Source organism: Parasphingorhabdus sp. NYA22, assembly GCF_976973735.1.
The window spans coordinates 223,406-248,493 of the sequence record NZ_OZ333477.1; the positions used below are offsets into that span (position 1 = coordinate 223,406).

The following is a 25,088-nucleotide window of genomic DNA, read 5'->3' on the forward strand; positions in this document are numbered from 1 at the left end:
GAAGCGGCAAAGCGGAAGTGGCTTATTTGCACCTAGGCTCTGGACGAAAGTTGCAAAATCCCCCATTTACGCGTGCTGATCATCAAAGGGATTTTCTTCGCATGCGTCTGGTTGGCATTTTCGGTCTGGTCTTGGCCCTCGGCATTTCTACAACGGCGGCGGCAATGCCGGACAGCCTCAGCAAGCCGAGCTATGTTGCGCCGCAGGAGACGATTCCTGCACCACAGGACATCGCTTATCCCGGCACCATGACTCTGACAGTCGATGCGCGCGATCATGACCAGGGCATTTTCCGTGTCATCCAGACGATTCCGGTGGCAAAAGCCGGTCGCCTGACCCTGCTCTACCCCGAATGGCTCCCGGGCAACCATGCGCCGCGCGGCGAAATCGAGAAGGTCACCGGGCTGGAATTCACCGCCAATGGGGAAATATTGTCGTGGGTCCGCGACGATGTCGATGTGTTCGCCTTTCACCTGACGGTTCCGGAAAATGTCCGCTCGATTACCGCAAAATTCCAGTTTGTCTCGGCCACCACCAGCAGCCACGGCCGCATTGTCATGGCACCATCGATGCTCAACCTGCGCTGGCATCAGGTCTCGCTTTATCCGGCCGGCTATTATGTCCGCCAGATTCCGGTCGAGGCGACTGCCATCTATCCCGAAGGCTGGCAGGCAGCGAGCGCCTTGCGCCCGAAATCAACCACCGGCAGCACCGTTGCCTATCAGAAGACCGACTATGACACATTGGTCGACAGTCCGGTTTTCGCCGGAGAGCATTTTCAAACCCACCAGCTGACCAGTCGCGTGCATCTCAATATTGTCGCTGACGATGCAAAATTCCTGAAGCCCAGAAAAGACCAGATCGCCCCACACATCAAGCTGGTCAAGGAAGCGGAAGCGTTGTTCGGCAGCCATCCCTATGACCGCTATGATTTCCTGCTCGCGCTGACCGACGAAATGGGCGGTATCGGCCTGGAGCATCACCGCTCGTCCGAAAATGGCGTGAACCGCGAATATTTTACCAATTGGGACAGCGGGCCCGGTCGGCGCAATCTTCTGGCACATGAGCTCACCCATGCCTGGAATGGCAAATATCGTCGTCCCGCCGGCATGTGGACGCCCGATTTCCGGCAGCCGATGCGCGATAATCTGCTGTGGGTCTATGAAGGCCAGACGCAATTCTGGGGCTATGTGCTCGGCGCGCGGTCCGGGCTCTATTCAAAACAGGATACGCTGGATGCCATCGCGGCTATCGCGGCAGGAATGGACCAGCGAGTCGGACGGAGCTGGCGCCCGCTGATCGACACCACTCATGATCCGATTATCGCAGCCCGGCAGCCCAAGCCCTGGTCCAGCTGGCAGCGGTCCGAAGATTATTATAATGAAGGCCTGCTGATCTGGCTCGAAGCCGACCAGATCATCCGTCGTGAATCGGGTGGCAATAAGTCGCTTGAAAATTTTGCGCGAGACTTTTTTGGCGGCAAGAACGGTGACTGGGGCGTGGCCACCTATGAACGACAGGATGTTATCGCCGCGCTCGACAAGGTCCAGCCCTACGACTGGGACGGGTTTATTGAAGAACGGGTCTATCGGACCAGCATCGAAGCGCCGAAGGACGGCCTCACCCTCGGCGGCTACCGGCTCGTCTATGTCGATACGCCAAGCGCCTATATACTTGCCAATGACAAACGCCGCAAACAGGTTGACCTCAGCTATAGCCTTGGCCTGATCATGGGCAGCAAGGGAGCGATAAAATCGGTGACCTGGGACAGTCCGGCGTTCAAGGCAGGACTGAAATCGGGACTCACCATTTCGGCTGTCAATGGCAAGGCTTACAGCGACGAAGCCCTCAAACAGGCGATCGAGGAAAATCAAGGCGGCACCGGTATGATAGATATTTTTGCGAAAAATGGTGAAGCCTATCACAATTTTATGGTCGACCATTCCGGCGGCCTGCGCTATCCGGCGCTCGAGAAAATCACCGGAGAGGGTGTTGATCAAGAAGGCGGCATAGACCGGCTATTACAGTCTAAAACCAGATAAGGATCTCCTTTTCCATGGACATTAACAAAATCCCGATTGGCGATAATCCGCCAGAAGCCCTGAACGTCGTAATCGAAGTTCCGGTTGGTGGCGAACCCGTCAAATATGAATTTGACAAGGCTTCCGGCGCTCTGTTTGTCGACCGTATCCTGCACACGCCGATGCGCTATCCGGCCAATTACGGCTTCATTCCGCACACATTGTCGCCGGATGGCGACCCGCTCGATGCGCTGGTCGTGGCCCGTTCGCCGTTCATGCCTGGCTGCGTCGTGCGCTGCCGGCCAATCGCGGTTCTCAACCTCGAAGACGAACATGGCGGCGACGAAAAATTGCTCTGCGTCCCGATTGACGCAACCTTTCCCTATTATCGCAAGATCGGTGAAGGCAATGACTTGCCGGAAATCGTCATGCAGCAGGTCGAGCATTTCTTCACCCATTACAAAGATCTCGAACCCGAGAAATGGGTCCGGGTCGGCAAATGGGGCGATGCCGAAGACGCCAAACGCGTTGTACTCGAAGCGATCGAGCTGGCGAAAAGCAAGAAATGAACGCCACCCGCATCATCTTGATGATGACGGCACTGTCGGCCCTGGCGGCATGCGCTACTCCTGAAACCCGGGTCCGCAACGGGCTGATCAGTGCGGGATTGTCCGCACCGATATCGGCCTGCATGGCGGACCGGATGGTGGATCGCCTGTCGCTGGGGCAACTTAAAAAGCTCAATGATCTTGGCAAGCTCAGGAAACGCGAACCGGGCGATGTTACGGTCAAGGAATTTGTCAAACAGACCCGGTCGTTGCAGGATCCCGAAATCGTCGGTGTGGTGACGTCCTCCGGACTGATCTGCGCGGTCAAATAGGCGCGGCGCGAAGATGGTCTGCATCTTCATTCGACCAGCAAGTGCCGCTGATGCGGCGAACTTGCCGGATATAGAGCGATCGGCGGCAAAGGCCTTCTTGCCGGTAGCCGGACTGGAATGGATCGCCAGCGACACCGTAATGTCCGCTGAACTGCATCAGATTTACATTGATGAAGGCACGGTCTGGGTAGCGACAATGGACAAGCGCTGCATCGGATTCGTCACGACGGCACGATATAAAGATGCATTGCACATCATCGAACTGGCGGTCGAGGACGGGCATCAGGGCCATGGTGTCGGAAGACGCCTGCTGGGAACCGCAAGAGAATATGCGATCGAACACGATATTCCGGCTCTCACCCTGACTACGTTCCGGGATCTGGCGTTCAACGAACATTTCTATCATAAGCTGGGCTATCGGACGCTGGATGAGTCGGGGTTGCCGAAACGACTCGCTGATATTCTCGAGGCGGAAATCGAGAACGGCCTGCCCGGAAATCGCCGTTGCGCCATGCATCTGGCGCTGTGAAAGCACTGCCCCGAAGGGCAATTTCCGGGAATCCTGACATTCGCTCAGCTTCAACGCTCGCAGAGTTCGGCTTTGCACTCCGGCCAGCGTTTCGTCACAAATGGCACAACTATCCGGAAAATTGAATTTTTGCCTAGGTTCCGGCGAGTTTTCCGATTTGCGCGAACATTGTTGATTGCTGTCAATGCCATGGCCGGGACCCGACTAGGACATCTGATAATTATCACGAAACAGGGTGGAAATAGGGGCCTGACTGTGCTTTAGCCGTGCCAATTATTCGCTTGTCTTGAAATTCAAGACCTCCATTTTGAAAGGTGCTTACCCTTCCCATGAATATCCACGAATATCAGGGCAAGGAACTGCTTGCCAAACACGGCATCGCCGTTCCCGCTGGCTATGCCGCGCTCACCGTTGACGAAGCGGTCGCCGCAGCCGAAAAACTCCCCGGACCGCTCTATGTTGTAAAGGCACAGATTCACGCCGGCGGACGCGGCAAGGGCAAATATAAGGAACTCGGACCCGACGCCAAAGGCGGCGTTCGGTTATCGAAATCGATCGACGAAGTTCGCGCCAATGCCGAGGAAATGCTCGGCAACACCCTGGTGACCATCCAGACCGGTGACGAAGGCAAGCAGGTCAATCGTCTCTATGTCACCGACGGCGTCGATATCGAGAAGGAATTCTACCTCTCGATTCTGGTCGACCGGGCCAGCGGTCGCGTCGCCCTTGTCGTCTCCACCGAAGGCGGAATGGACATCGAGGACGTTGCCCACAATACACCGGAAAAAATCAAGACGATCACGATTGATCCGGCGCAGGGCTTCATGCCGCATCACGGACGGACCATCGCTTTTGCGCTCGGGCTGGAAGGCGACCTGAACAAACAGGCGCAGAAGCTCGGCAAGAAGCTTTATGACGCCTTCATGGCGATGGATTGCGAAATGGTCGAGATCAACCCGCTGGTGGTGACCGAGGATCAGCAACTGATCGTGCTCGACACCAAGATGAGCTTTGACGGCAACGCGCTGATGCGTCACCCCGATATCGCTGCCCTGCGCGACGAGACCGAAGAAGATCCTGCGGAAGTCGAAGCCAGCAAATCCGACCTCGCCTATATCAAGCTCGACGGCAATATCGGCTGCATGGTCAATGGCGCCGGTCTTGCAATGGCGACGATGGATATCATCAAGCTCAATGGCGCATTTCCTGCCAACTTCCTCGACGTGGGCGGCGGCGCGACCAAGGAAAAGGTCACCGCAGCGTTCAAGATCATTCTCGCCGATCCTGCAGTCGAAGGCATTCTCGTCAACATCTTTGGCGGCATCATGAAATGCGACATCATTGCCGAGGGCATTGTTGCCGCGGCGAAGGAAGTGGAACTGGATGTGCCGCTGGTCGTTAGACTGGAAGGCACCAATGTTGCGAAGGGCAAGGAAATCCTGGCCAACAGCGGTCTGCCAATCGTGTCGGCCGATGATCTGGGCGATGCGGCGAAGAAGATTGTTGCACAGGTTAAAGCAGCAGCCTGAACGGACGATAAATTAAAGGCCGTTCGTTCTGAGCCTGTCGAAGGATGATGGAGTGCGTAATTCCGTACTTCGACAAGCTCAGTACGAACGGGACCTGCCCTTGTGGCGAAATCGACGATGCTGCACCGCAGCGCAAAGCTTGACGTTTACGTGAACGTAAGTTAATTGGTTGATGAAATTAAAAAAGGAAACAGCAATGAAAATCCTGGTACCCGTAAAACGGGTCATAGATTATAACGTGAAACCGCGGGTCAAGTCCGACGGCAGCGGCGTCGATCTCGCCAATGTCAAAATGTCGATGAACCCGTTCGACGAAATCTCCGTCGAGGAAGCCATCCGCCTGAAAGAGGCCGGCAAGGCAGAAGAAATTATCGCTGTTTCGGTTGGCCCGCAAAAGGCTCAGGAAACGCTGCGTACCGCGCTCGCCATGGGCGCGGACCGCGCGATCCTCGTCGTAACCGACGAAGAAGTCGAACCGCTCGCAGTCGCCAAAATCCTCGCCAAGATCGTCGAAGAAGAAGCGCCGAAGCTGGTCATCACCGGCAAACAGGCGATTGATGACGATTCGAACCAGACCGGCCAGATGCTCGCAGCCTTGCTCGGCTGGGGTCAGGGTACGTTTGCCAATGAGATCGATATTGATGGCGAAAGCATCACCGTCAAACGCGAAATCGATGGCGGCCTGCAGACGGTCAAACTGAACCTGCCTGCCGTGGTCACCACCGACCTGCGCCTCAACGAACCGCGCTATGCGTCGCTGCCGAACATCATGAAGGCGAAGAAAAAGCCGATGGATGAGAAAACGCCTGCCGATTACGGCGTCGACATCAGCCCGCGTCTCACCACCATCACCGTCACCGAACCTCCGGTTCGCCAGGCTGGTGAAAAGGTCGAAGACGTCGACGCGCTGGTCGCGAAACTCAAAGCTGTGGGAGCGATCTGATGAAAACTCTTGTACTCGTAGAACATGACAACACGAACATGAAAGACGCGACGCTGGCTGTAGTCACCGCCGCATCGCAACTGGGCGAAGTCCACGCTCTGGTCATCGGCTCCGGCTGTGCCAGCGTTGCCGAACAGGTTGCCAAGGTGGCCGGTATCGCCACCGTCCACGTCGCCGACGACGCCTCGCTGGAGCATCAGCTTGCGGAAAATGCCGCGCCGCTGATCGCCAGCCTGATGGAAACGCATGACGCGTTCCTCGCGCCAGCCACCACCACCGGCAAGAACATCGCCCCGCGCGTCGCAGCCCTGCTCGACGTTATGCAGATCAGCGACATTCTCTCGGTCGAAAGCGAAGACACGTTCACCCGGCCAATCTACGCCGGCAACGCGATTGCTACCGTGAAATCCTCGGATGCCAAGAAAGTCATCACCGTTCGCGGGACGGCTTTTGACAAGGCAGAAACCGAAGGCGGCTCCGGCACCATCGAAGCCGTTGGCGGCGCCAGCGATGCTGGCCTGTCGAGCTTCGTCAGCGAAGAAATCGCCAAGTCCGAACGCCCCGAACTGACCAGCGCAAAAATCATCGTTTCCGGTGGTCGTGCTCTGGGTTCGTCCGAGAAGTTTGAAGAAGTGATCACGCCCCTGGCAGACAAGCTCGGCGCCGGCATCGGCGCTTCGCGCGCTGCGGTCGATGCGGGCTATGTCCCGAACGACTATCAGGTCGGCCAGACCGGCAAGATCGTCGCTCCGGAAGTCTATATCGCCATCGGCATTTCCGGCGCGATCCAGCATCTTGCGGGTATGAAGGACTCGAAAATCATCGTCGCGATCAACAAGGACGAGGACGCCCCGATTTTCCAGGTTGCGGATATCGGACTGGTTGCGGATCTGTTTGACGCGGTTCCGGAATTGACGAGCAAGGTCTGAAGCCAGCGCGGTGCCACGCCCCACTCGTCATGCCGAACTCGTTTCAGCATCCCTCGAGAGGCTGGCGCGAACCGCATGCGATCCTGAACCAAGTTCAGGATGACGAAATTTTAAACCTCGGCGTGAAAGCGTCGGGGTTTCTTATTGGCTAATCCGAACCGCCAGCGTCATTTTTCTGACACCAATCGCGCTTACGTCATTTTGATGACAGCCACCACCACTCCCAAAAACCGCCCGGACAAGCGCGATGTTCTGGCTCAGGCGATTCTCGACGGATGTCCGGTCAGTGACCTCCCGCAGCGCTTCATCGCCGCCGGCTATAGCGAAAAAGCAGCCCATTATGAGGCCGGTCGAGCGCTGAAAGACCCGCTCTTCAACGCCGCCAAGACGATCAGCAACAGGGTAAGCAAGCGCGACTGGACGCTGGATATCTATCGCCGGCTGCACGAAACAGAAACGGACGGAGACCGCAATATTCCGGTCGTTGACAAGATCGAACCGGAGATATTCTTCCGCGACTTTCATCACCGCAACCGGCCGGTCAAGCTCACTGGCCTGGTCGATCATTGGCCGGCGATGAAGCGCTGGACATTCGATTATCTAGCGGAAAAAATCGGCAACAATGTCATTGAGATTCAGGGTCAGCGCCTGTCGGGCGAGAATTATGAACTGGTCAAGGACCGCCACAAACGCCATGTAGCTTTTGGCGAATTCATCAAGCTGCTCCGCCAGACCGACAGCAGCAATGATTTCTATATCACCGCCTATAATGACACAGTCAACAAGCGGGCGCTCGCACCGCTGTGGCAGGACGTCGGCGATATCGCCCTGCTCAAGGCGAGCGGCGGCCAGGACGGCTTCTTCTGGATCGGACCGAAAGGCACGATCACGCCCTTTCACCATGACCTGACCAACAATCTGTTGCTGCAAATTTCCGGACGCAAAAAGGTGAAAATGGTAGCCGCCTATGACCTGCCCCAAATGCGCAACCATCAGCATTGTTTCAGCTTATGGGCCTCAAGCGAGGAAATCACGGCTCAGGGAGAGAATGCTCCCACTATCTGGGAATGCGAAATCGGTCCCGGCGAAGCGATATTCCTGCCCGTAGGCTGGTGGCATCATGTCGAAGCGCTCGACCACACGATCGGCATGTCCTTCACCAATTTCCCGGTCGATAATGATTTTTACACGGACTATCCGGGCGAAACGGCTTTCTAAATCGATGAGTATCCGGCTCTAAACCGTAAAACTCTCCCCGCACCCACAAGCGCCTTTGGCGTTCGGGTTCTCGAACACGAAGCCCGCAGTGAAATCATCTTCGACCCAGTCCATCGTGCTGCCGATCAGGTAGAGCACCGATCCGCCGTCGACGTAAAACAGCCCGCCGGGGGTCACTATCTTTTCGTCGAACGGGACTTCCTCGGTGATATAGTCGACCGAATAGGCCAGGCCCGAACAGCCGCGGCGCGGGGTGGATAGTTTTACGCCGATCGCGTCTTCTGGTGCTTTGGCCATCAGATCGGCAATGCGCTGCTCGGCGCCGGGCGTCAGAATGATCGCGGCGGGTATTTCGCGGGTCTTGGTTTTTGTCTCGGTCATAGCTCTTCTTCTTTCTTAACCCCTCCTTTTCAAAGGAGGGGCAAGGGGTGGTTTATGAGGAGGCTGGCTCGATGCCAGCGTCCGAATTTTGTGGGTGAGGACAGGCCCCACCCCAACCCCTCCCCTGAAGGGGAGGGGCTATTGGTTTACAACATCCCCAGTTCAAGCTTCGCCTCGTCGCTCATCTTCTGCGGGTCCCATGGCGGGTCCCAGACGAGATTGACTTCGGCGTGGCCGACGCCGGACACGCTGCCGACCTGCAGTTCGATCTCGCCGGGCATGGATTCGGCGACCGGGCAATGCGGAGTGGTCAGGGTCATCGTCACAATCGCGTGATTGTCCGGCGTAATCTCGACGCCATAGATCAGACCGAGATCATAGATATTCACCGGAATTTCCGGGTCAAAAATGGATTTGAGCGTATCGATCACTGCCTCGTAAAGATCGCCACCGGCTTCGCCAGCAGGGGTCTCGGCTGGCTTCTGCGCCAGAAAGCCCTCAAGATAATCCTTCTTGCGATTGAGCTTCGCCGCATCGGTTTCCGCTTCATAAGGCGAAGGCGCCATCACCGGGGCCGGCTTTTCCGCGGGTGTATCCACTGCGTCCTCGACCTTCGCCAGTTTCGGCTTTTCGACCGACTCGACTTCTTCCACCAAAATTTTCCGTTCTTCGTTCATATCGTCACCTTACCCGAAAATCTTTCTGACCCGATTGATGCCGTCCACCAGGGCGGCGACATCATTGTCATCACTGTAAATCCCGAAACTCGCGCGCGCCGTCGCCGGTACGCCGAGATAGTCCATCAAAGGCTGCGCGCAATGATGGCCGGCCCTGATCGCAACGCCGCCTTCATCCAATATAGTGGCGACATCATGCGGATGCACGTCACCGACCGCGAAACTTAATATGCCCATGCTTTTGTCAGGGCCAAAGACCCGCACCGAGTTGATCCCGGACAAGGCTTCGCGCGCCTTGGCCAGCGTTGCATTTTCATGATCCGAGATCACGTCTAGGCCTATGCCTTCGACATATTGGATCGCCGCGTCCAGCCCGACCACGCCGACAATATGGGGTGTTCCGGCTTCAAAGCGGCCCGGTGGCGGCGCATAGGTTGTGCCGTCAAAAGACACGCGATCAATCATCGACCCGCCACCCTTCCATGGCGGCATGGCCTCGAGCGTCGCATAAGGCGCCCACAAGGCACCAATGCCCGTCGGCCCGTAAATCTTGTGACCGGAGAAAACGTAAAAATCGCAACCAAGGTCCTGCACATCGACGGGCAGGCGCGGAGCGGCCTGACAGCCATCGAGCAACAGCTTCGCGCCAACCTTGTGCGCAATAGCCGCAGCCCGTTTCGCGTCGAGCAAAGACCCGAGCACGTTCGAAACATGCGCCAGCGCCACCAGCTTATGCTGCTCGGTCAGATGCTCTTCGATCCAGTCGAGATCAATCTGGCCGTCTTCCGTCAGCGGCGCGACATCGATATGTGCGCCGACCCGCTCGGCCAGCATTTGCCACGGCACGATATTGCTATGATGCTCCAGCTGCGACAGCATGATCCGGTCGCCCTTGGCAATGAACTTGTTGCCCCAGCTTTCGGCGACCAGATTGATACTGTCGGTCGCGCCGCTGGTGAAGACGATTTCGTTCTCGGACGCGGCGTTGAGGAAACCGGCAACGCGTTTGCGGGCGGCTTCATAGGCCAGTGTCATATTGGCGGACCGAGCATAGACGCCGCGGTGCACGGTGGCATATTCCGGGCCATAAGCGCGGGCGATGGCATCGAGTACCGGCTTGGCCTTTTGGGCTGTGGCTGCGGTGTCGAGATAATGCCAGTCCGGTCCGATGCCGGGGAAATCGGCTCGGTGGGAGGTTTTGATGATAGCGGGAGCGTTCATGATTCGACTCCATCACCATCGTCATCCTGAACTTGTTTCAGGATCTCGAGGGGTCCTGAAACAAGTTCAGGATGACGAGTAGTGATATCCCTCACGACAAAGCCCCCAAAACCTCAAGCGCCTTGCCCTCGATCACTTCCCGCGCCGCATCATCATCCATGCTCACAAAAGCATCCGCAATAAACGCCTGCAGCATCAGCTTCTGCGCCGTCGCCGGATCGATTCCGCGCGAAGCCATGTAGAACAAAGCCTGCTTGTCGAGTTCGCCGACGGTCGCGCCATGGGCGCATTTCACATCATCTGCGAAAATTTCCAGCTCCGGCTTTGCGTTCGCAGTCGCACCGCGATCCAGCAGCATCGCCTTGACCGACTGCGCGGCGTCGGTTTTCTGAGCATGGCGGGCAACATTGATCTTGCCGAGGAAACTGCCGGTAGCTGTGTCCGCCAAGACCGAGCGCACCACCTGGTTGGAGGTGGCATTGGGTTCGGCATGAATCGTCTCGGTGACGATTTCCAGCGTCTGCTTGCCCGATCCGAGAATCGCGCCGCCCAGTTCAAAATGCGAGCCATTGCCCAAGGTCGCCTTGACCTGGATGCGGCCATAGTGGGCATTATGCGCGAGGACATGGATATTGAACGTCGCATTGTCGCCGATGGTGACATCGAGGTCGATCATGCCAACACCCTCGATCACCGGCAGTTCGGCAATCTGGCGCGAGACGGTTTCACCCGCCGGCACGATGATTTTCTCGGGGCCGGCCAGTTTCGACCAGACGGTTTCAAGCGCCTTGAGATCAGCATAGCGCCAACTCTCGTCGCGGCGCGTAGGGAGCGGAGCGTTCATATTTTCCTCCCTAAAGCGAAGCTTTGGGGAGGGGGACCATGCGAAGCATGGTGGAGGGGTAATGCGCGCAAGGCCCCTCCGTCAGCAGCTTCGCTACTGCCACCTCCCCATCGCTGCGCGACAGGGAGAAAAGATGCTTCAGACAACATCATGCGGCCTCCGCAATCGCTTCATAGCCTTCATTCTCAAGCTGCAGCGCCAGTTCCGGTCCGCCCGTCTTCACAATCCGGCCGTTCGCCAGAACATGGACAAAATCCGGCTTCACTTCGTCGAGCAGACGTTGATAGTGGGTGATCAGCAATACCGCCTTGTCGGGCTTGCGCATGATCGCATTAATGCCCGAACCCACGGTGCGCAGCGCGTCGATGTCGAGGCCGCTGTCGGTCTCGTCGAGGATCGCCAGCTTGGGATCGAGAATGCCCATCTGGACCATCTCGTTGCGCTTCTTCTCGCCGCCGGAAAAGCCGACATTGACCGCGCGCTTGAGCATATCCATGTCCATCTTGAGCAGCGCCGCCTTTTCCTTGGCGAGCTTGATGAACTCCGCGCCGTTGAGCGCCTCTTCCCCGCGCGCCTTGCGCTGCGCATTCAGGCTTTCGCGCAGGAACTGCAGGTTGGACACGCCGGGAATTTCGACCGGATATTGAAAGCCGAGGAAAATCCCCGCCGCGGCCCGTTCGTGCGGATCGAGGGCGAGCAAATCCTGCCCGTCAAAGCTCGCACTGCCTGCGGTCACTTCATAACCAGGCCGTCCACCCAGCGCATAAGCGAGCGTCGACTTACCGGCCCCATTGGGCCCCATGATCGCATGGATTTCACCCGCGTTGATTTCGAGCGAAAGCCCCTTGAGGATTTCTGTGTCGCCGACTGTGGCGTGGAGGTTTTCAATTTTTAGCATTTTTTCCCTTAGTATCGTCACTGCTTGGGCACCGGTGGTAAAACCAAACTGTTTTGAAATAATCTTGCTCTGGAATGGCAATGTCTTCGACGAACAAAATTTGGTCGGAGTCCGAAAGCACCAATCTTAATTTTGACTTCCATGCCTGTTCTTCACCGGCCATGATCAAATCGATCCACGTTTCATTCGCACTGGCGCTGTAAACCTGTTCTGGGGTCCCACTGGATTCCCAATAGATCATTTTGCTTTTGGCGATTTCAATTCGATAATCACTATATTCTAGCTGACAAGCATCGGCATTAGCATCCCAAGTACCATGGAGGTTGGCTGGAAATTCCAGACCCGATCCATCTGAGATTGCCAATGACGCAAGCAGAGAAAGCGCGATACTCACCCCACGCTCCCCTCAAGACTGATCGCCAGCAATTTCTGCGCTTCGACGGCAAATTCCATCGGCAGTTCCTTGAGCACTTCCTTGGCAAAGCCGTTCACGATCAGGCTCACCGCCGCCTCTTCGTCCAGCCCGCGTTGCTGGGCGTAGAACATCTGGTCGTCGCTGATCTTGCTGGTCGTCGCTTCATGCTCGATCGTCGCGGTCGGGTTCTTGACCTCGATATAGGGCACGGTATGCGCGCCGCTCTGGTCGCCGAGCAGCAGGCTGTCGCACTGGGTGAAGTTGCGGACATTCTCCGCATTGGGACCAACCCGCACCAGACCGCGATAGGTATTGTCGCTGTGACCGGCGCTTATCCCCTTGGAGATTATCGTCGAACGGGTATTCTTGCCGTTGTGGATCATTTTGGTGCCGGTATCGGCCTGCTGATAATTGTTGGTCAGCGCCACCGAGTAAAATTCACCAATACTGCCTTCGCCGTTGAGTACGCAGCTCGGATATTTCCAGGTCACGGCGCTGCCGGTCTCGACCTGGGTCCAGCTGATCTTGCTGTTCTTGCCCTGGCACAGCCCGCGTTTGGTGACGAAATTATAGATGCCGCCCTTGCCGTTCTCGTCGCCGGGATACCAGTTCTGGACGGTCGAATATTTGATCTCCGCGTCATCCATCGCGACCAGTTCGACCACGGCGGCGTGCAACTGATTCTCGTCGCGCATCGGTGCGGTGCAGCCTTCGAGATAGGACACGTAAGAGCCAGCTTCGGCGACAATCAATGTGCGCTCGAACTGACCGGTATTTTCCGCATTGATCCGGAAATAGGTGCTCAGCTCCATCGGGCATTTCACGCCCTTGGGGATGTAGACAAAGGTCCCGTCGCTAAACACGGCGCAGTTGAGCGTGGCGAAATAATTGTCATGCATCGGCACAACTTTGCCGAGATACTTGCGGATGAGATCGGGATATTCCTTGATCGCTTCCGAGATCGAACGGAAAATCACTCCTGCGTCTTCCAGTTCTTTGCGGAAGGTGGTCGCCACCGACACGCTGTCGAACACCGCGTCCACAGCGACCTTGCGCGCGCCCTCGACACCGGCGAGCACTTTTTGCTCCTCGATCGGTATGCCGAGCTTTTCATAGATGCGCAGGATTTCCGGATCGACTTCATCAAGCGAACCCAGCTTTTCCTTCGGCTTCGGCTCGGCGTAATAATAAGCGTCCTGATAATCGATCATCGGGATCTCGAGCTTCGCCCAGTCCGGCGACTCCATCTTTTCCCACTGGCGAAAAGCCTTGAGCCGCCAGTCGAGCATCCACTCGGGCTCGCCCTTCTTGTCGGAAATGAACCGCACCGTGTCTTCGTTCAGACCTTTGGGCGCGAAATCCTGTTCGATGTCCGACGACCAGCCGAACTCGTAAGTGCTCGCCTTGTCGACCGCTTCCTGCGCCTCGGCGTTCATTTCCGCGCGTTCTGCGTCATAATCTGCAGTTTTGACATCTTCGCTCATCATGCTTTTTCCATTATTCGAATTTTGGGGGCGACTGGCAAATCCGACAGGCTCGCCAGGCTGACATCGGCCAGCGCCTTGCGGATCGTCCGGTTCACAACGCCCCAATGGGGTTTAACGGTGCAGCCGTCCTCCAACACACAATCGTGATTCCCGTCAATGGTACAACTGGTAATGGCCAGCGGGCCTTCGACCGCCTCGACTATATCGGCAAGACTGATCGATGAAGGGGGCCGGGCAAGCCGGATGCCGCCGCCGATACCGCGAGTCGATTCGAACAGCCCGGCGGCGGTCAACCGGCTGACCAGCTTCTTCGCCGTTGGCAACGGGACGCCGGTTTCCTGAGCCAGCTTGGTTGCGTTGAGCTTTCCTTCGGCCAGCAGCGCAGCACCGCAATGGCGCGCAGCGGCGGACATCAGGACAACAGCATAGTCGGCAAGGTTGGAAAGGCGCATATTTCTCGATTCGCTGGGGGTTAAACTCTAAACAAGACTGATTTAGTCTCATTTATCCAACATTGCAAGCATAGCGCGGGTTCAAGCGATCTCGAAAAGGCTCGAACATGCTTCCAATTCTTCCACTCAGGTGTCGGAAATCAGCGGTGCAATCTTGCCCTTCAGGTCGGCGCGCTGATCGATCAATCGCGCAATTTCCCCTTCACCGACGCGGAGCTGGGTCGGGGTCACACCGGCAAAGAATTTCACTTCGCGGATCATGTGCGACTGGTCGTAGAAAGCATCTACCAGCTGAAGCAGCTCTTCCTGATTATGCTCGGCATAAGCCCGGGCCGCCCGCAACGCCCGATATTTTCGCGCCAGATATTTCGGCGGCATGCCATAAAGCTTGTTCACCGTGCGCAGCACCTGCCGCGAACTTTGCGTCGACCGCTCCATCAACCCGCTGATCGGCGGGGAAGGTTCCGATGAGAGCCATTCATCGACCATCTTGGTAAAAGCGGCCGTTTCCGGCTTGAGCCGCGGTTTCAGCGCCCGATAGACTTTATCGGCCCAGGCGACCATCTCTTCGGGGGTCTGGCAGCCGCGCAGATATTCCAGATTCTTGTCAATCTCGTGGGTGAAGACCTCGGCGGCATTGACCGCCCTGTCGGTATATTCTGCCGCCGATTTCCGGGTGGAGATCGCCCAGCCTGCGGGCAATACGCCGACGCCGAACATTCGGAACGGTCCGGTCACGTCGACATGCATCGCTCCTGTCGAAGGCCCCTGCAACACGGCGCCTTCATGCGAAAAACTGCTGCCGTCGGCGAAGCTTATGACCGCACTCCCCTCCAGCAGAAAGCGCAACTGCGCGATCGCAGCCCGCTCGTTATCCGCAAAGCGCGGCTGATCATCCTCAAACAGATAATAGACCGAGACCAGGTCCCGGACATCTTCTGCAGGCGCATAATATCTCAAACTTACCAAATCGCGACCCCCTAATCTGTCCCTCCCCCAGGTTCAGATTCCATATGGAATGCGCTTTTATAGCAAAAAAACATAGTTAAAAAAAAGGCCTGACCAAAAAAATGGTCAGGCCAATAAGGAAAAGAACTCCGATACCGTCAAATTATGATGGCAAGAGCCCTTCGGGTCGCCCCATTGCTATGCACCGGTAATGGATCGGCTTTATTGGACAAATACGACAGATTCCGAACATAGTTTTGACATTTAAGGACAATCGCAACGGATCACGCTCGTAATTCAGCTGTTCGAAGCAATCCAGGCGTCAACCCTCTCTTCCATTATGTCGAGCGGCACCGGACCACTTTTCAGGATCACGTCATGGAACGCGCCCATGGTGAATGCCTCACCCAAAGCCTCCTGCGCCCGCGTCCGAAGCTCAAGTATTTTCAATTTGCCGATCATATAGGCGGTCGCCTGACCGGGAAAGACGATATAGCGTTCAATAGCCTTACGAATGTCGCCGTCGGGGTTGGGCGTGTTGTCCGTCAGATATTGAATTGCCTCTTCGCGACTCCAGCGCTTGTCATGGATACCGGTATCAACGACCAGCCGGCAGGCCCGCCACAATTCCATGCCGAGCCGGCCAAAATCGGAATAAGGGTCGGTGTAAAACCCCATGTCCTTGCCCAGTTCTTCACTATAAAGGCCCCAACCTTCAGAATAGGCAGTCACCCCGCCAAATTTGCGAAAAGCGGGAAGATCGCCCAATTCGGTCTGGATTGCCAGTTGCAGGTGATGGCCCGGCAAGGCTTCATGATAGGCCAGCGCCTCAAGCTCGGTTTTCGACATGCTTTTGAGATCATAGAGATTCACATAATATGTGCCTGGCCGGGAACCGTCAGGCGCAGGCCGTTGATAAAAAGCCTTGCCCGCCGATTTTTCACGGAACGCCTCGACCGGCTTGATCACGAAAGGAGCGTTGGGCAGCGTGTTGAAAAATTCCGGCAGCTTCTTTTCCATTGCTGCAAGCTTGCTATTGGCTTCCGCCAGATAATCCTCGCGGCTGGTGTAGAAATATTGGTCACCGGTACGCAAATGGACGAAAAACTCCTGCAGGCTGCCTTCAAAGCCCACATCTGACATGATCTTGCGCATCAATCCGTGAATGCGCGCAACATTGTCGAGACCAATCTGATGGATCTCGTCTGCGCTCAGATCTGTCGTCGTATAATTTTGCAGCCGCTCTGCATAATAAGCGGCACCATCCTCGAACCGCCAAATACCGTCGCCATCGCTGGCCATTGCCTGCTGACGCTCCATTTCGGCAATCAGTTTCTCATAGGCGGGCTGCAGGCTGTCGATCAGCGCTTCTTCGCCACGAGCGATCAAGTCTGCCTTTTCACTCTCGGCGATATCGAGCGCATTCACCTTCTTCTTCAAATCCGCAAATATCGGCGAATCATCACCCTCGTCAAACGGCGCACCGGTGATCACGTTCCGGGTATCGCTAATGACATAAGGAAACACCCAGTCCGGCACCATGATGCCATCATCCGCCCGCTCGGCAGACTGCGCGACAAGCGTTTCAATGAGCGGACCAGCACCAAAGAGCCGGCTGACATATGCGCCCGCGTCGGCCTTGTTGGCGACCCGGTGAATATTGATCATGAACGCCGGAATCTGGCTTTGCGCACCATTCATCTGGTCAAAAATATAGCTGTTGCGACGGAACGGGAAAGCATTGCTGGAGCGCTCCGCCCTTGCTTCAAAAAGACGATAGCTCAACTGGCCGGCTTCGTTCAGCTGGTCTTTATCAAACGCGGTCTTCATTTTGGCAAGCGCGGCCTGACCACGTTCATATTGCTCGATCGCGGCGGTCTCGCTCGGATCATCCCATTTGCCATAATCGGCGTCGCGAATACCCCGATAGGCTTTCGATACGGGCGAATGGGCGAGCTCCTGATCGTCATAATCTTCGAAAAAGGCGGACAGCTGTGCGTTGATGTCCTCCTTCGGCTGGCTTGCAACTTCGCCAGTTTGTGCATGGCTTGCAGGCCCAACGGCGACGACGGTCAATGCCAAGGCAGAAGCGGCGGTCAGCAACAAATATCTCATCCAAAATCTTCCTTATCCGATAGAAATTTCTCCGGTCTTATCATCCTGTTTGGATTTGCACAAATCGGCTTGCGCGCGCACCGCTCGTCTCGACCGAAACCCTTCCGGCAATTGCCGGTTGCTGCCAGGATTATCCGGCGATAGGTGTCGAACCACCATGAATGCATATTCAACGGACGCATTGATCATCGGCGGCGGCCATAACGGTCTGGTCTGCGCTTATTATCTTGCGCGTGCCGGCATGAAAGTCCGGATATTAGAAGCGCGCGACGTGATCGGCGGCGCGGCGGTGACCGAGGAATTTTATCCCGGATTCCGCAACAGCACCGCCAGCTACACGGTTTCTTTGCTCCAACCGAAGATCATTGCCGACATGGGTCTGGTTGAACGCGGCTACCGGGTGATCGAGCGACCCAAGAGCAACTTTCTGCCGCTTGGCGGTGGCGAATATCTGCTCGTCGGCGGCTCTCTCGAAGCCACGCAAATGGAGATCGCACGATTCTCCCAAGCGGATGCGGCGCGCCTGCCGGAATATTATGCCATGCTGGAATCGGCAGCACAGATATTGCGCGAACTGGCACTGGAAATCCCGCCGAATGCCGGGAGCGGAGTCCAGGCCATGCTGGCGGGCATCAAGACCGCCCGCCGGTTCACCCGGCTTTCGGTGCTGGAACAACATAATATCCTCAAGCTGTTCACGCTCAGCGCCCGCGAGATGCTCGACCAGTGGTTTGAAAGCGCGCCGATCAAGGCGGCTTTCGGCTTTGATGCCATTGTCGGCAATTATGCCAGCCCCGACACGCCAGGCAGCGCTTATGTCCTGCTCCATCATGTCTTTGGCGAGGTCAATGGCAAGCATGGCCAGTGGGGCCATGTGCTTGGCGGCATGGGGCAGGTCACGCAACTCATGGCCGAGGCCTGCGAAGAAGCGGGAGTCGAAATCAGCCTCGAAACACCGGTGAAAAAGCTGCTGGTCGAGAACGGGGCCGCAGTCGGAATATGCACTATAGATGGCGAGCAAATCCGTGCGCGAAAGATCATCGCCAATGTCGGGCCGAAACTGCTCTATGACCGGCTGATCGATGCTGCTGACCTGCCCGCTGATTTCCGCAGCATGATGGCCGGCTACCAGTTTGGCTCCGGCAGTTTCCGGATGAATCTGGCGCTCGGCGGCCTGCCCGATTTCACCGATCTTCCGGGGACCGGGAATCATCTGAAATCCGGGATTATCATGGCGCCGTCGCTCGATTATATGGACGAGGCCTATCAGGACGCGCGGCGAGACGGCTGGTCGCGCAAGCCGGTTGTCGAAATGCTGATCCCCAGCCTTGTCGACGACAGTCTGGCCCCCGCCGGCCAGCATGTCGCGAGCCTGTTCTGTCAGCAATTTGCGCCCATATTGCCAGAGGGGCGCAGCTGGGACGATGAACGCAACGCAGCGGTAGATGCGATACTGGACGTTGTCGAAAACCATGCACCGGGCTTTCGCAAACTGATTCTCGGGCGAATGGCACTATCTCCGCTCGATCTGGAACGCAAATTCGGTCTGGTCGGTGGCGATATTTTTCATGGTCGCATGTCTCTCGACCAGCTTTGGACAGCGCGGCCGGTGATCGGTTCCGCCAATTACAAGGGGCCGATCCAGCATCTCTATATGTGCGGCTCGGGGACCCATCCGGGCGGCGGCGTCACCGGCGCACCCGGCCATAATGCCGCCAAAATGATCCTGCGGGAGCGCAGTTTTCTGGGTCGATGGCTCGGCTGACGCTACGGCAGGCTAGTCAATTTAGCTGCCTATTGCACCCGACCGCCGAGAGGGATAGCGTCCCCCACTTGGGATGGGAGACTCACTATGCGCAAATCACTGATGTTGGCAGCATGCACGGCTGCTCTGGCTTTATCGGGCTGTTCGAAAATCAACGAGGCTGACGATAGCGCCGCAGAGGTTGCGAACACCGAATTTCCCGAGCAGGTATTCTGGGGCGACACCCATCTCCACACCGACAACAGCATCGACGCTTTCGGTTTCGGCAACAGGCTGGACGCCGAGGCGGCGCTGAGATTTGCCCGCGGCGAGGAAGTCACGGCAACAAAAGGCGCCAAAGCCAAGCTGTCCCGACCACTCGATTTTCTGGTGATTGCCGACCATAGCGACGCAATGGGCGCGACCAAGGCGATCATGGAAGCACCGCGCATTGCCTTGCTGACCAATAAATTCCTGCTCCGCTGGCACGATATGATGAACGAGAGCGACGAGGGCTCGTTGCGGGTGACGGCGGAACTCATCGATGGCGCTGCTAAGGGCACGTTGCCGGAATCGCTCACGGATCCGGAAGAATCGCGGGAACGCACGGCAGATCTCTGGGAAAAGCACGGCGAGACCGTCGACCAGTATAATGAGCCCGGGAAGTTCACCGCTTTCATGGGCTTTGAATATACATCGATGCCGGATGGCGACAATCTCCACCGCGTCGTGATGTTCCGCGAAGGTCCGAAGAAAATGGGTGATACCATTCCCTATGGCGCTCTGGGTCTGCAAGATCCCGAAAAGCTCTGGGCTTATATGGCAGCCTATGAGGAAAAAACCGGCGGCAAGGTGCTCGCCATTCCGCACAACAGCAATGTCTCGAATGGCCGGATGTTCGCGATGAACAAATTTGACGGCAGTCCGATTGATGCAGCTTATGTGAAAACCCGGGCGTTGCGCGAACCGATCGTCGAGGTCACGCAGATCAAAGGCGATAGCGAAACCCATCCATTTCTGTCGCCCAATGACGAATTTGCTGATTTCGGTGTCGCTGGCTGGGACAAATGCAATCTGAGCTGCACAAAAGATATGCCGCCCGAAAGCTATGGCGGCAGCTATGTTCGTGAAGCGCTGAAACGCGGGTTGGAACTGACTCTTTCCGTAGGCGCCAATCCGTTTAAATTTGGCATGATCGGCTCCACCGACAGCCATACCTCGCTGGCAACGGCCGACGAGAATAATTTCTTCGGCAAGCACAGCGGCAATGAAGCCAATAACAAGGGTCGTGCCCTCGACCCGCAAAATCTTGGTACCCGGGAAGGCCGCTTCGGCTGGCATTATCTGTCCAGCGGCTATGCGGCCGTGTGGGCGACCAGCAACACGCGCGAAGCCATTTTCGATGCGATGATGCGTCGCGAAGTCTATGCAACAACCGGTCCGCGGATGCAGGTCCGTTTCTTTGGCGGCTTTGATTTTGCCGCCGACGATGTCGCTGATCTGGTCAAGACCGGCTACTCCAAGGGCGTCCCGATGGGTGGAGACCTGACCGGCGGCGGCGGCGAAGCCCCCAAATTCCTGATCAGCGCGCTGATGGACCCGGAGAGCGGCAGTCTCGACCGGATCCAGGTAATCAAGGGCTGGGTCGATGCAACAGGCAAGAGCCAGGAAAAAATCTACAATGTCAGCTGGAGCGATGCCGACACCCGCAAACTTGGCGCCAATGGCAAGCTGACTGCGGTGCCCAATACGGTTGATCTGACCAAGGGCACCTGGGACAATGCGACCGGCGCACCAGAGCTCGTTACCTTCTGGCAAGACCCTGATTTCGACGCCGATCAGAACGCCTTCTATTATGTGCGTGTGCTGGAGATTCCGACGCCGACATGGCCGGTCTATGATGCGCTCAAATTCAAGCTGACCCTGCCCGATTCGGTGATCAAGATTCAGCAGGAGCGTGCCTATAGCTCGCCGATCTGGTATACACCGACGGCTTAGGCTCGCTAAACCAATCAGCCGGGGCCTGTCACTGGACGGGCCCCGCAATCCTTTGACTCGCTGCGGCTGAACTTGATGGGTTACCCGATATATGTTGCGTAAGTTTATCAGAGAACCGCTGGTCCATTTTCTCGGTGGCGCGCTGCTTATCTTTGCTTTCTTCTGGGCTACCGGCAGCGACCGTGACCCGGCGGATTATGCGATCAATATCGGCGACGCGGACATTGCCCGGCTCGAAGCAGGCTGGGTGCAAAATTTTCGCCGGGCACCGACACAAGCGGAGCTGGATAGCCTGATCGACCAGGAGATCGCCGAAGAAATTTACTATCGCGAAGCGTTGAGGTTAGGGCTGGACAAGAATGACCCCGTCATCCGACGGCGCCTGTTCACCAAGATGCGCTTTGTCGACAGCGAAGAGGCTGCAGACGTCGAGCCGAGCGATGACCTTCTGCAGGAATGGATCGACAAGAATCCCGGAAAATATTCCCTGACTCCGCTTTATGATTTCGAGCAAATATACCTCGGACAGATCAGTGCAGCCGACGCACGTCAGCGCATCGATCAACTGAACGACGGAGCGGAGCCCTCCACTTTCGCACAATCTCTGTCCATGCCCGAGACGTTTGCAAGAGCCAGTACCACGGACATTGCTCGCCAGTTTGGCGACCGGTTTGCCGAACAGTTGGACAAGCTGGAAACCGGCATCTGGAGCGGTCCGGTCGCCTCCGGCTTCGGCACGCACGCGGTCAAAATTTCCGCGAAGGCTCCTGGCCAGAAAGCCGTTCTGGACAATATCCGGCAACAGGTCCTCAATGACTGGCGTTCATCGCGGCAAGCCCAGCAGAAAGCAGAAGCGCTTGCCCGGTACAAGGCGCAATATGAAGTCACAGTGACTGGCCGCCCATGAACCGCTGGTTCGCCGTCTTGTCGGTCTTTCTCGGGCTGGTGCTGTACCCGACCAGCGCCAGCGCCGACGAGCTGCGCCCCGCCTATATCGAGATGACCGAGCAATCGCCCGGCCAATGGTCACTGCTGTGGAAGGCATCGACCAATTCGCGCCTGGGCCAGACCGGTGAGATCATAATTCCGGAAAATTGCGAGGTCGAAGGCGATCGTCAGCGCGAATATTCTGGCAGCAACATCCTAACCCGTCTCTTGCTGCGCTGCCACGGACCGGTGCAGGGACAGACAATCGGTCTGAAGGGTCTGGAACTGTCAACGACTGATGCACTGGTTCGCATTGCCCCGATGGGCAGCGCCATGCAGACTGTGCGGCTAACCCCGGACCAGCCGTCCGCGACCCTGACCAAGCCATCCGTGATTTCCAATGTTGCTGCAACTTACACAATCATTGGCGTCGAACATATTTTGCTGGGCTTCGATCATCTGTTCTTTGTGCTCGCTCTGGTGCTGCTACTCAAAGGCGGCTGGCTGGTCGCAAAGACCGTCACTGCCTTCACAGTAGCGCATAGCATCACATTGGTCGGGACGACGCTTGGCTGGCTGTCGCTGCCTTCGCAGCCGGTCGAGGCGGTGATTGCACTGTCGATCATTTTCTTGGCTATCGAGGTGGTGAAAGCAAAGCCCGATGACCGACGCCTCTCGGAACGGTTCCCTTGGATCGTGGCCTTTCTGTTCGGCTTGCTCCACGGCTTCGGTTTTGCCGGCGCGCTCGCCGAAATCGGCTTGCCCGAAGGTGATGTTCCGCTAGCCTTGCTGACATTCAACCTTGGTGTGGAAATCGGACAACTGGCCATCGTTGCAGTGGCTCTGGCGGCGTTATACGTCATCCGCAAACTGCGCAGCAATTGGCTGCATCCGACAAAAACCGCGACCGCCTATGGCATCGGCATCATCTCCACCTACTGGTTCGTTGAACGGATGATCGCCTGAACTTGTTCAATTTTTGGCATCACCAAGCTGCGCCACTCTGAGTTCGATCTTTTTCATTTCGGCCAGCAGCGAGAGCAGGTTCATCCGGTCAAACATCCACATTTTCAGCAAACCTACAGCCTGAAACAGCGCCAGAAATCCGGCGGACCAAAGGATCGTCTCACGAATCTGCCCGGCCTGGAAAGCCTGCCAGCCGCAGTAAAGAGCGAACAGAAATAGGACGAAGGTGACCGCGGTGACCATGTAGGACCAGAAACGCATCGGCCCGCGCAATGTCGCGCCAAGCTGATCAAACAGTCCGCGGCCATTTTCCAGGTCGTCCAGAAAGGCCTTGTCATCTGCGGTCAGAGCCGCGCCCAATTGATCATCAAATTTTGTCATGTCATTCTCCTTCATCAAATTGAACATCGTCAAGCGCAGCTTTCAACTGACGCCGGGCATGGAAGAGTCGTGATTTGGCGGTACCCACCGGCACTGCCGTCACCACAGCGATTTCACCAATGGTCAAACCTTCACTGAAATAGAGCGTTGCGGCGGTCCGGTGGTCATCGCTGAGGCTGTCAAACGCTTGGGTGATTGTCACTCTGGCTTCACCAGCGGGCGGGACCACCGGATCGCTGACGCCCTCCCCGATCCAATGTCTTTGCCGTTGGTTTCGCCTGATCCTGTCGGCACATTTGTGGTGGAGGATCGTATAAGCCCAGGCAGGGAATCGTGCAGGGTCGCGCAAAGTCCGCCATCCGCGGCAGATGCCCGTCCAGGCTTCCTGAACCGCTACCCCGGCCTGTTCTTCATCGCGCAGCAACCGGCAAGCGGTTCGCATCAATCGCGGATACCAGCGTGCCGCCAGTCGTTCGCCTGCACGACTGTCTCCAGCCTGCACACGCGCCAGCAGCAGCTCGTCATATATTCGCTCGGTTTCGCTGTAACGCTCGGACATGCTTTTGGCCTTTACTCCGATAGTCGGAGCAAAGCGCCAAAAGGTTCATGTGGCCAAAAATATCTTGGAAAAATTATCCCGCTGGCGGTCTGTGCGCGTCTTCCGACCAGTCTTGCCGCGCCGCCCATTGTTCGAGTGTCTCGAATTCGACTTCCGGCAGACGCTGCTGCATGAAGTCGGTATCCACTTCAAAGGGCCTTGTTACGTTGTTGTTGTTATATTCGTAGAAGGCAGTGATCCCGGCAGCCATGGATTCGCGATTTTCCGGTGCGACATCGTCGCCAAAGGCCTTGACCAGATAGTCTCCAAATTCCTTTGGCGTGCAGGGATCATATTTGATCTCATGGCCGAATACACGTGACAGGATTTCGGCTACTTCCGGGGGTTTGATGCGCTGCGGCCCACCAATATTGAGCCAGGAACCTTCAAAGTCCGGACGGTCCATCGCGGCAACCATGCATTTGCCGACATCATCCAGGCTGATCCAGTTCGCTTCCAGAGTTGCATTATGCGGATAGACATAACGTTTTTCGTCCATAATGAACGGCCGCGCCCAATTGGTCAGCAGATTGTCCATGAACAATACCGAGCCAAATACAGTCGCAGGCATGCCGGAACGGAAAATCTCGTTCAGCGCAATCGTATTATTGCCATAAGTGAACGGGTCACCGGGACGCTCCGGAATCCAGCTTGATGTATTCCAGACAAAACGCTCGGTGCCGGCTTCTTTGGCAGCGGCGGCTACACGCCCGACCATCGAGGCGCGATCTTCCCGCGTCTGCAGCGGATGGGTATAGAAAACGGCATCAGAACCCTCAAAAGCCGGGATCCAGGTGGATTCATCGGCGAGGTCGATTTTCCGGCATTCATCGGCAACATTGGAGCCGCCCAGATCTGGCGTTTCACTGCGCGACAAGGCACGAACCTTGTGACCCGCTGCTGCCAATTGCCGTATTTGTGCAAGACCTTGCCGGCCGGTTGCACCCACGACTGATACCAATGCCATGATTCTCTCTCCTTTTGCGT

Annotated in this window: 25 protein-coding genes; 12 read left to right on the forward strand and 13 right to left on the reverse strand. The window is 56.8% G+C overall.

Features of this window, described 5'->3' with window-relative positions; genetic code table 11:
- Positions 1-101 precede the first annotated feature (101 nt).
- The 8 genes from ACWFTY_RS01080 to ACWFTY_RS01115 all read left to right on the forward strand — a co-directional run bounded on the left by ACWFTY_RS01080 (position 102) and on the right by ACWFTY_RS01115 (position 8,049).
- The gene (locus ACWFTY_RS01080; protein ID WP_447525559.1) at positions 102-2,042 is read left to right on the forward strand and encodes a M61 family metallopeptidase; all 1,941 of its coding nucleotides are present in this window, start codon (positions 102-104) and stop codon (positions 2,040-2,042) included.
- 14 nt (positions 2,043-2,056) lie between these two features.
- On the forward strand, positions 2,057-2,590 hold the full coding sequence (gene ppa, locus ACWFTY_RS01085; RefSeq protein WP_447525560.1) for an inorganic diphosphatase: 534 nt from the start codon (positions 2,057-2,059) through the stop codon (positions 2,588-2,590).
- Positions 2,587-2,901: a hypothetical protein gene (locus ACWFTY_RS01090; RefSeq protein WP_447525561.1), complete on the forward strand. Its 315-nt coding sequence runs from the start codon at positions 2,587-2,589 to the stop codon at positions 2,899-2,901. The genes ppa and ACWFTY_RS01090 overlap by 4 nt, the downstream gene beginning before the upstream one ends.
- Before the next feature lie 61 nt (positions 2,902-2,962).
- Entirely contained in the window at positions 2,963-3,430 is a 468-nt protein-coding gene (locus ACWFTY_RS01095) for a GNAT family N-acetyltransferase (protein WP_447525562.1), read from the forward strand.
- A 329-nt stretch (positions 3,431-3,759) separates the two neighbouring features.
- Positions 3,760-4,959, forward strand: a complete 1,200-nt coding sequence (gene sucC / locus ACWFTY_RS01100; protein WP_447525563.1) for an ADP-forming succinate--CoA ligase subunit beta — start codon at positions 3,760-3,762, stop codon at positions 4,957-4,959.
- A gap of 196 nt (positions 4,960-5,155) precedes the next feature.
- Positions 5,156-5,902 (forward strand): electron transfer flavoprotein subunit beta/FixA family protein, encoded by a 747-nt coding sequence (locus tag ACWFTY_RS01105; RefSeq protein WP_447525564.1) that lies wholly within the window; start codon positions 5,156-5,158, stop codon positions 5,900-5,902.
- A complete protein-coding gene (locus ACWFTY_RS01110) occupies positions 5,902-6,831 on the forward strand; it encodes an electron transfer flavoprotein subunit alpha/FixB family protein (RefSeq protein WP_447525565.1) in 930 nt (309 codons plus the stop codon). The genes ACWFTY_RS01105 and ACWFTY_RS01110 overlap by 1 nt, the downstream gene beginning before the upstream one ends.
- A 204-nt stretch (positions 6,832-7,035) precedes the next feature.
- Entirely contained in the window at positions 7,036-8,049 is a 1,014-nt protein-coding gene (locus ACWFTY_RS01115; protein ID WP_447525566.1) for a cupin-like domain-containing protein, read from the forward strand.
- An 18-nt stretch (positions 8,050-8,067) separates the two neighbouring features.
- Here the strand turns inward: ACWFTY_RS01115 and ACWFTY_RS01120 are convergent, their stop codons facing one another.
- The 10 genes from ACWFTY_RS01120 to ACWFTY_RS01165 form a co-directional block, all read right to left on the reverse strand.
- Complete coding sequence (locus ACWFTY_RS01120; RefSeq protein WP_339822311.1) at positions 8,068-8,430, reverse strand: HesB/IscA family protein; 363 nt, start codon at positions 8,428-8,430, stop codon at positions 8,068-8,070.
- 146 nt (positions 8,431-8,576) lie between these two features.
- Complete coding sequence (locus ACWFTY_RS01125) at positions 8,577-9,107, reverse strand: SUF system Fe-S cluster assembly protein (protein WP_447525567.1); 531 nt, start codon at positions 9,105-9,107, stop codon at positions 8,577-8,579.
- 9 nt (positions 9,108-9,116) lie between these two features.
- Positions 9,117-10,328, reverse strand: coding sequence for an aminotransferase class V-fold PLP-dependent enzyme (locus tag ACWFTY_RS01130; protein WP_447525568.1), 1,212 nt, complete (start codon positions 10,326-10,328; stop codon positions 9,117-9,119).
- 91 nt (positions 10,329-10,419) lie between these two features.
- Positions 10,420-11,172: a SufD family Fe-S cluster assembly protein gene (locus tag ACWFTY_RS01135; protein WP_447525569.1), complete on the reverse strand. Its 753-nt coding sequence runs from the start codon at positions 11,170-11,172 to the stop codon at positions 10,420-10,422.
- A gap of 148 nt (positions 11,173-11,320) precedes the next feature.
- A complete protein-coding gene (gene sufC, locus ACWFTY_RS01140; RefSeq protein WP_447525570.1) occupies positions 11,321-12,070 on the reverse strand; it encodes a Fe-S cluster assembly ATPase SufC in 750 nt (249 codons plus the stop codon).
- Positions 12,057-12,464, reverse strand: coding sequence for a hypothetical protein (locus ACWFTY_RS01145; RefSeq protein WP_447525571.1), 408 nt, complete (start codon positions 12,462-12,464; stop codon positions 12,057-12,059). Before ACWFTY_RS01145 ends, sufC begins: the two co-directional genes overlap by 14 nt.
- Positions 12,461-13,969, reverse strand: coding sequence for a Fe-S cluster assembly protein SufB (gene sufB / locus ACWFTY_RS01150; RefSeq protein ID WP_447526928.1), 1,509 nt, complete (start codon positions 13,967-13,969; stop codon positions 12,461-12,463). The genes ACWFTY_RS01145 and sufB overlap by 4 nt, the downstream gene beginning before the upstream one ends.
- Positions 13,969-14,424, reverse strand: a complete 456-nt coding sequence (locus ACWFTY_RS01155) for an SUF system Fe-S cluster assembly regulator (RefSeq protein ID WP_447525572.1) — start codon at positions 14,422-14,424, stop codon at positions 13,969-13,971. The genes sufB and ACWFTY_RS01155 overlap by 1 nt, the downstream gene beginning before the upstream one ends.
- 126 nt (positions 14,425-14,550) lie before the next feature.
- Positions 14,551-15,393, reverse strand: a complete 843-nt coding sequence (locus tag ACWFTY_RS01160) for a DUF6597 domain-containing transcriptional factor (RefSeq protein ID WP_447525573.1) — start codon at positions 15,391-15,393, stop codon at positions 14,551-14,553.
- Between the two features lie 276 nt (positions 15,394-15,669).
- Positions 15,670-17,487 carry a DUF885 domain-containing protein gene (locus tag ACWFTY_RS01165; protein ID WP_447525574.1) on the reverse strand — a complete coding sequence of 606 codons (1,818 nt, stop codon included), beginning with the start codon at positions 17,485-17,487 and terminating at the stop codon, positions 15,670-15,672.
- A gap of 157 nt (positions 17,488-17,644) precedes the next feature.
- On the opposite strand from ACWFTY_RS01165, the gene ACWFTY_RS01170 reads away from it, so the two are divergent.
- From ACWFTY_RS01170 to ACWFTY_RS01185, 4 genes are all read left to right on the forward strand, one after another.
- Positions 17,645-19,252 (forward strand): phytoene desaturase family protein, encoded by a 1,608-nt coding sequence (locus ACWFTY_RS01170; protein ID WP_447525575.1) that lies wholly within the window; start codon positions 17,645-17,647, stop codon positions 19,250-19,252.
- Positions 19,253-19,339: 87 nt separating this feature from the next.
- On the forward strand, positions 19,340-21,229 hold the full coding sequence (locus tag ACWFTY_RS01175) for a DUF3604 domain-containing protein (protein WP_447525576.1): 1,890 nt from the start codon (positions 19,340-19,342) through the stop codon (positions 21,227-21,229).
- 91 nt (positions 21,230-21,320) lie between these two features.
- A complete protein-coding gene (locus tag ACWFTY_RS01180; protein ID WP_447525577.1) occupies positions 21,321-22,136 on the forward strand; it encodes a peptidylprolyl isomerase in 816 nt (271 codons plus the stop codon).
- Entirely contained in the window at positions 22,133-23,122 is a 990-nt protein-coding gene (locus ACWFTY_RS01185) for a HupE/UreJ family protein (RefSeq protein WP_447525578.1), read from the forward strand. The genes ACWFTY_RS01180 and ACWFTY_RS01185 overlap by 4 nt, the downstream gene beginning before the upstream one ends.
- Positions 23,123-23,128: 6 nt before the next feature.
- On the opposite strand, the gene ACWFTY_RS01190 is transcribed toward ACWFTY_RS01185, so the two are convergent.
- The 3 genes from ACWFTY_RS01190 to ACWFTY_RS01200 all read right to left on the reverse strand — a co-directional run bounded on the left by ACWFTY_RS01190 (position 23,129) and on the right by ACWFTY_RS01200 (position 25,068).
- Positions 23,129-23,503 carry a DUF6768 family protein gene (locus ACWFTY_RS01190; protein WP_447525579.1) on the reverse strand — a complete coding sequence of 125 codons (375 nt, stop codon included), beginning with the start codon at positions 23,501-23,503 and terminating at the stop codon, positions 23,129-23,131.
- A gap of 1 nt (position 23,504) precedes the next feature.
- The gene (locus ACWFTY_RS01195) at positions 23,505-24,062 is read right to left on the reverse strand and encodes an RNA polymerase sigma factor (protein WP_447525580.1); all 558 of its coding nucleotides are present in this window, start codon (positions 24,060-24,062) and stop codon (positions 23,505-23,507) included.
- 73 nt (positions 24,063-24,135) lie between these two features.
- Positions 24,136-25,068 (reverse strand): SDR family oxidoreductase, encoded by a 933-nt coding sequence (locus ACWFTY_RS01200; RefSeq protein WP_339822282.1) that lies wholly within the window; start codon positions 25,066-25,068, stop codon positions 24,136-24,138.
- Positions 25,069-25,088 lie beyond the last annotated feature (20 nt).

Excerpts from the sequence above, each read along its gene's own strand:
- ACWFTY_RS01190 (WP_447525579.1), bottom strand. The coding sequence starts at position 23,503 with ATGACAAAATTTGATGATCAATTGGGCGCGGCTCTGACCGCAGATGAC.
- ACWFTY_RS01110 (WP_447525565.1), top strand. The coding sequence starts at position 5,902 with ATGAAAACTCTTGTACTCGTAGAACATGACAACACGAACATGAAAGAC.
- ACWFTY_RS01175 (WP_447525576.1), top strand. The coding sequence starts at position 19,340 with ATGCGCAAATCACTGATGTTGGCAGCATGCACGGCTGCTCTGGCTTTA.
- ACWFTY_RS01170 (WP_447525575.1), top strand. The coding sequence starts at position 17,645 with ATGAATGCATATTCAACGGACGCATTGATCATCGGCGGCGGCCATAAC.
- ACWFTY_RS01115 (WP_447525566.1), top strand. The coding sequence starts at position 7,036 with ATGACAGCCACCACCACTCCCAAAAACCGCCCGGACAAGCGCGATGTT.
- ACWFTY_RS01105 (WP_447525564.1), top strand. The coding sequence starts at position 5,156 with ATGAAAATCCTGGTACCCGTAAAACGGGTCATAGATTATAACGTGAAA.
- ACWFTY_RS01090 (WP_447525561.1), top strand. The coding sequence starts at position 2,587 with ATGAACGCCACCCGCATCATCTTGATGATGACGGCACTGTCGGCCCTG.
- ACWFTY_RS01155 (WP_447525572.1), bottom strand. The coding sequence starts at position 14,424 with ATGCGCCTTTCCAACCTTGCCGACTATGCTGTTGTCCTGATGTCCGCC.
- ACWFTY_RS01130 (WP_447525568.1), bottom strand. The coding sequence starts at position 10,328 with ATGAACGCTCCCGCTATCATCAAAACCTCCCACCGAGCCGATTTCCCC.
- ACWFTY_RS01080 (WP_447525559.1), top strand. The coding sequence starts at position 102 with ATGCGTCTGGTTGGCATTTTCGGTCTGGTCTTGGCCCTCGGCATTTCT.
- ACWFTY_RS01125 (WP_447525567.1), bottom strand. The coding sequence starts at position 9,107 with ATGAACGAAGAACGGAAAATTTTGGTGGAAGAAGTCGAGTCGGTCGAA.
- ppa (WP_447525560.1), top strand. The coding sequence starts at position 2,057 with ATGGACATTAACAAAATCCCGATTGGCGATAATCCGCCAGAAGCCCTG.
- ACWFTY_RS01165 (WP_447525574.1), bottom strand. The coding sequence starts at position 17,487 with ATGAGATATTTGTTGCTGACCGCCGCTTCTGCCTTGGCATTGACCGTC.
- sucC (WP_447525563.1), top strand. The coding sequence starts at position 3,760 with ATGAATATCCACGAATATCAGGGCAAGGAACTGCTTGCCAAACACGGC.
- ACWFTY_RS01135 (WP_447525569.1), bottom strand. The coding sequence starts at position 11,172 with ATGAACGCTCCGCTCCCTACGCGCCGCGACGAGAGTTGGCGCTATGCT.
- ACWFTY_RS01200 (WP_339822282.1), bottom strand. The coding sequence starts at position 25,068 with ATGGCATTGGTATCAGTCGTGGGTGCAACCGGCCGGCAAGGTCTTGCA.
- sufC (WP_447525570.1), bottom strand. The coding sequence starts at position 12,070 with ATGCTAAAAATTGAAAACCTCCACGCCACAGTCGGCGACACAGAAATC.
- ACWFTY_RS01195 (WP_447525580.1), bottom strand. The coding sequence starts at position 24,062 with ATGTCCGAGCGTTACAGCGAAACCGAGCGAATATATGACGAGCTGCTG.
- ACWFTY_RS01180 (WP_447525577.1), top strand. The coding sequence starts at position 21,321 with ATGTTGCGTAAGTTTATCAGAGAACCGCTGGTCCATTTTCTCGGTGGC.
- ACWFTY_RS01185 (WP_447525578.1), top strand. The coding sequence starts at position 22,133 with ATGAACCGCTGGTTCGCCGTCTTGTCGGTCTTTCTCGGGCTGGTGCTG.
- sufB (WP_447526928.1), bottom strand. The coding sequence starts at position 13,969 with ATGAGCGAAGATGTCAAAACTGCAGATTATGACGCAGAACGCGCGGAA.
- ACWFTY_RS01120 (WP_339822311.1), bottom strand. The coding sequence starts at position 8,430 with ATGACCGAGACAAAAACCAAGACCCGCGAAATACCCGCCGCGATCATT.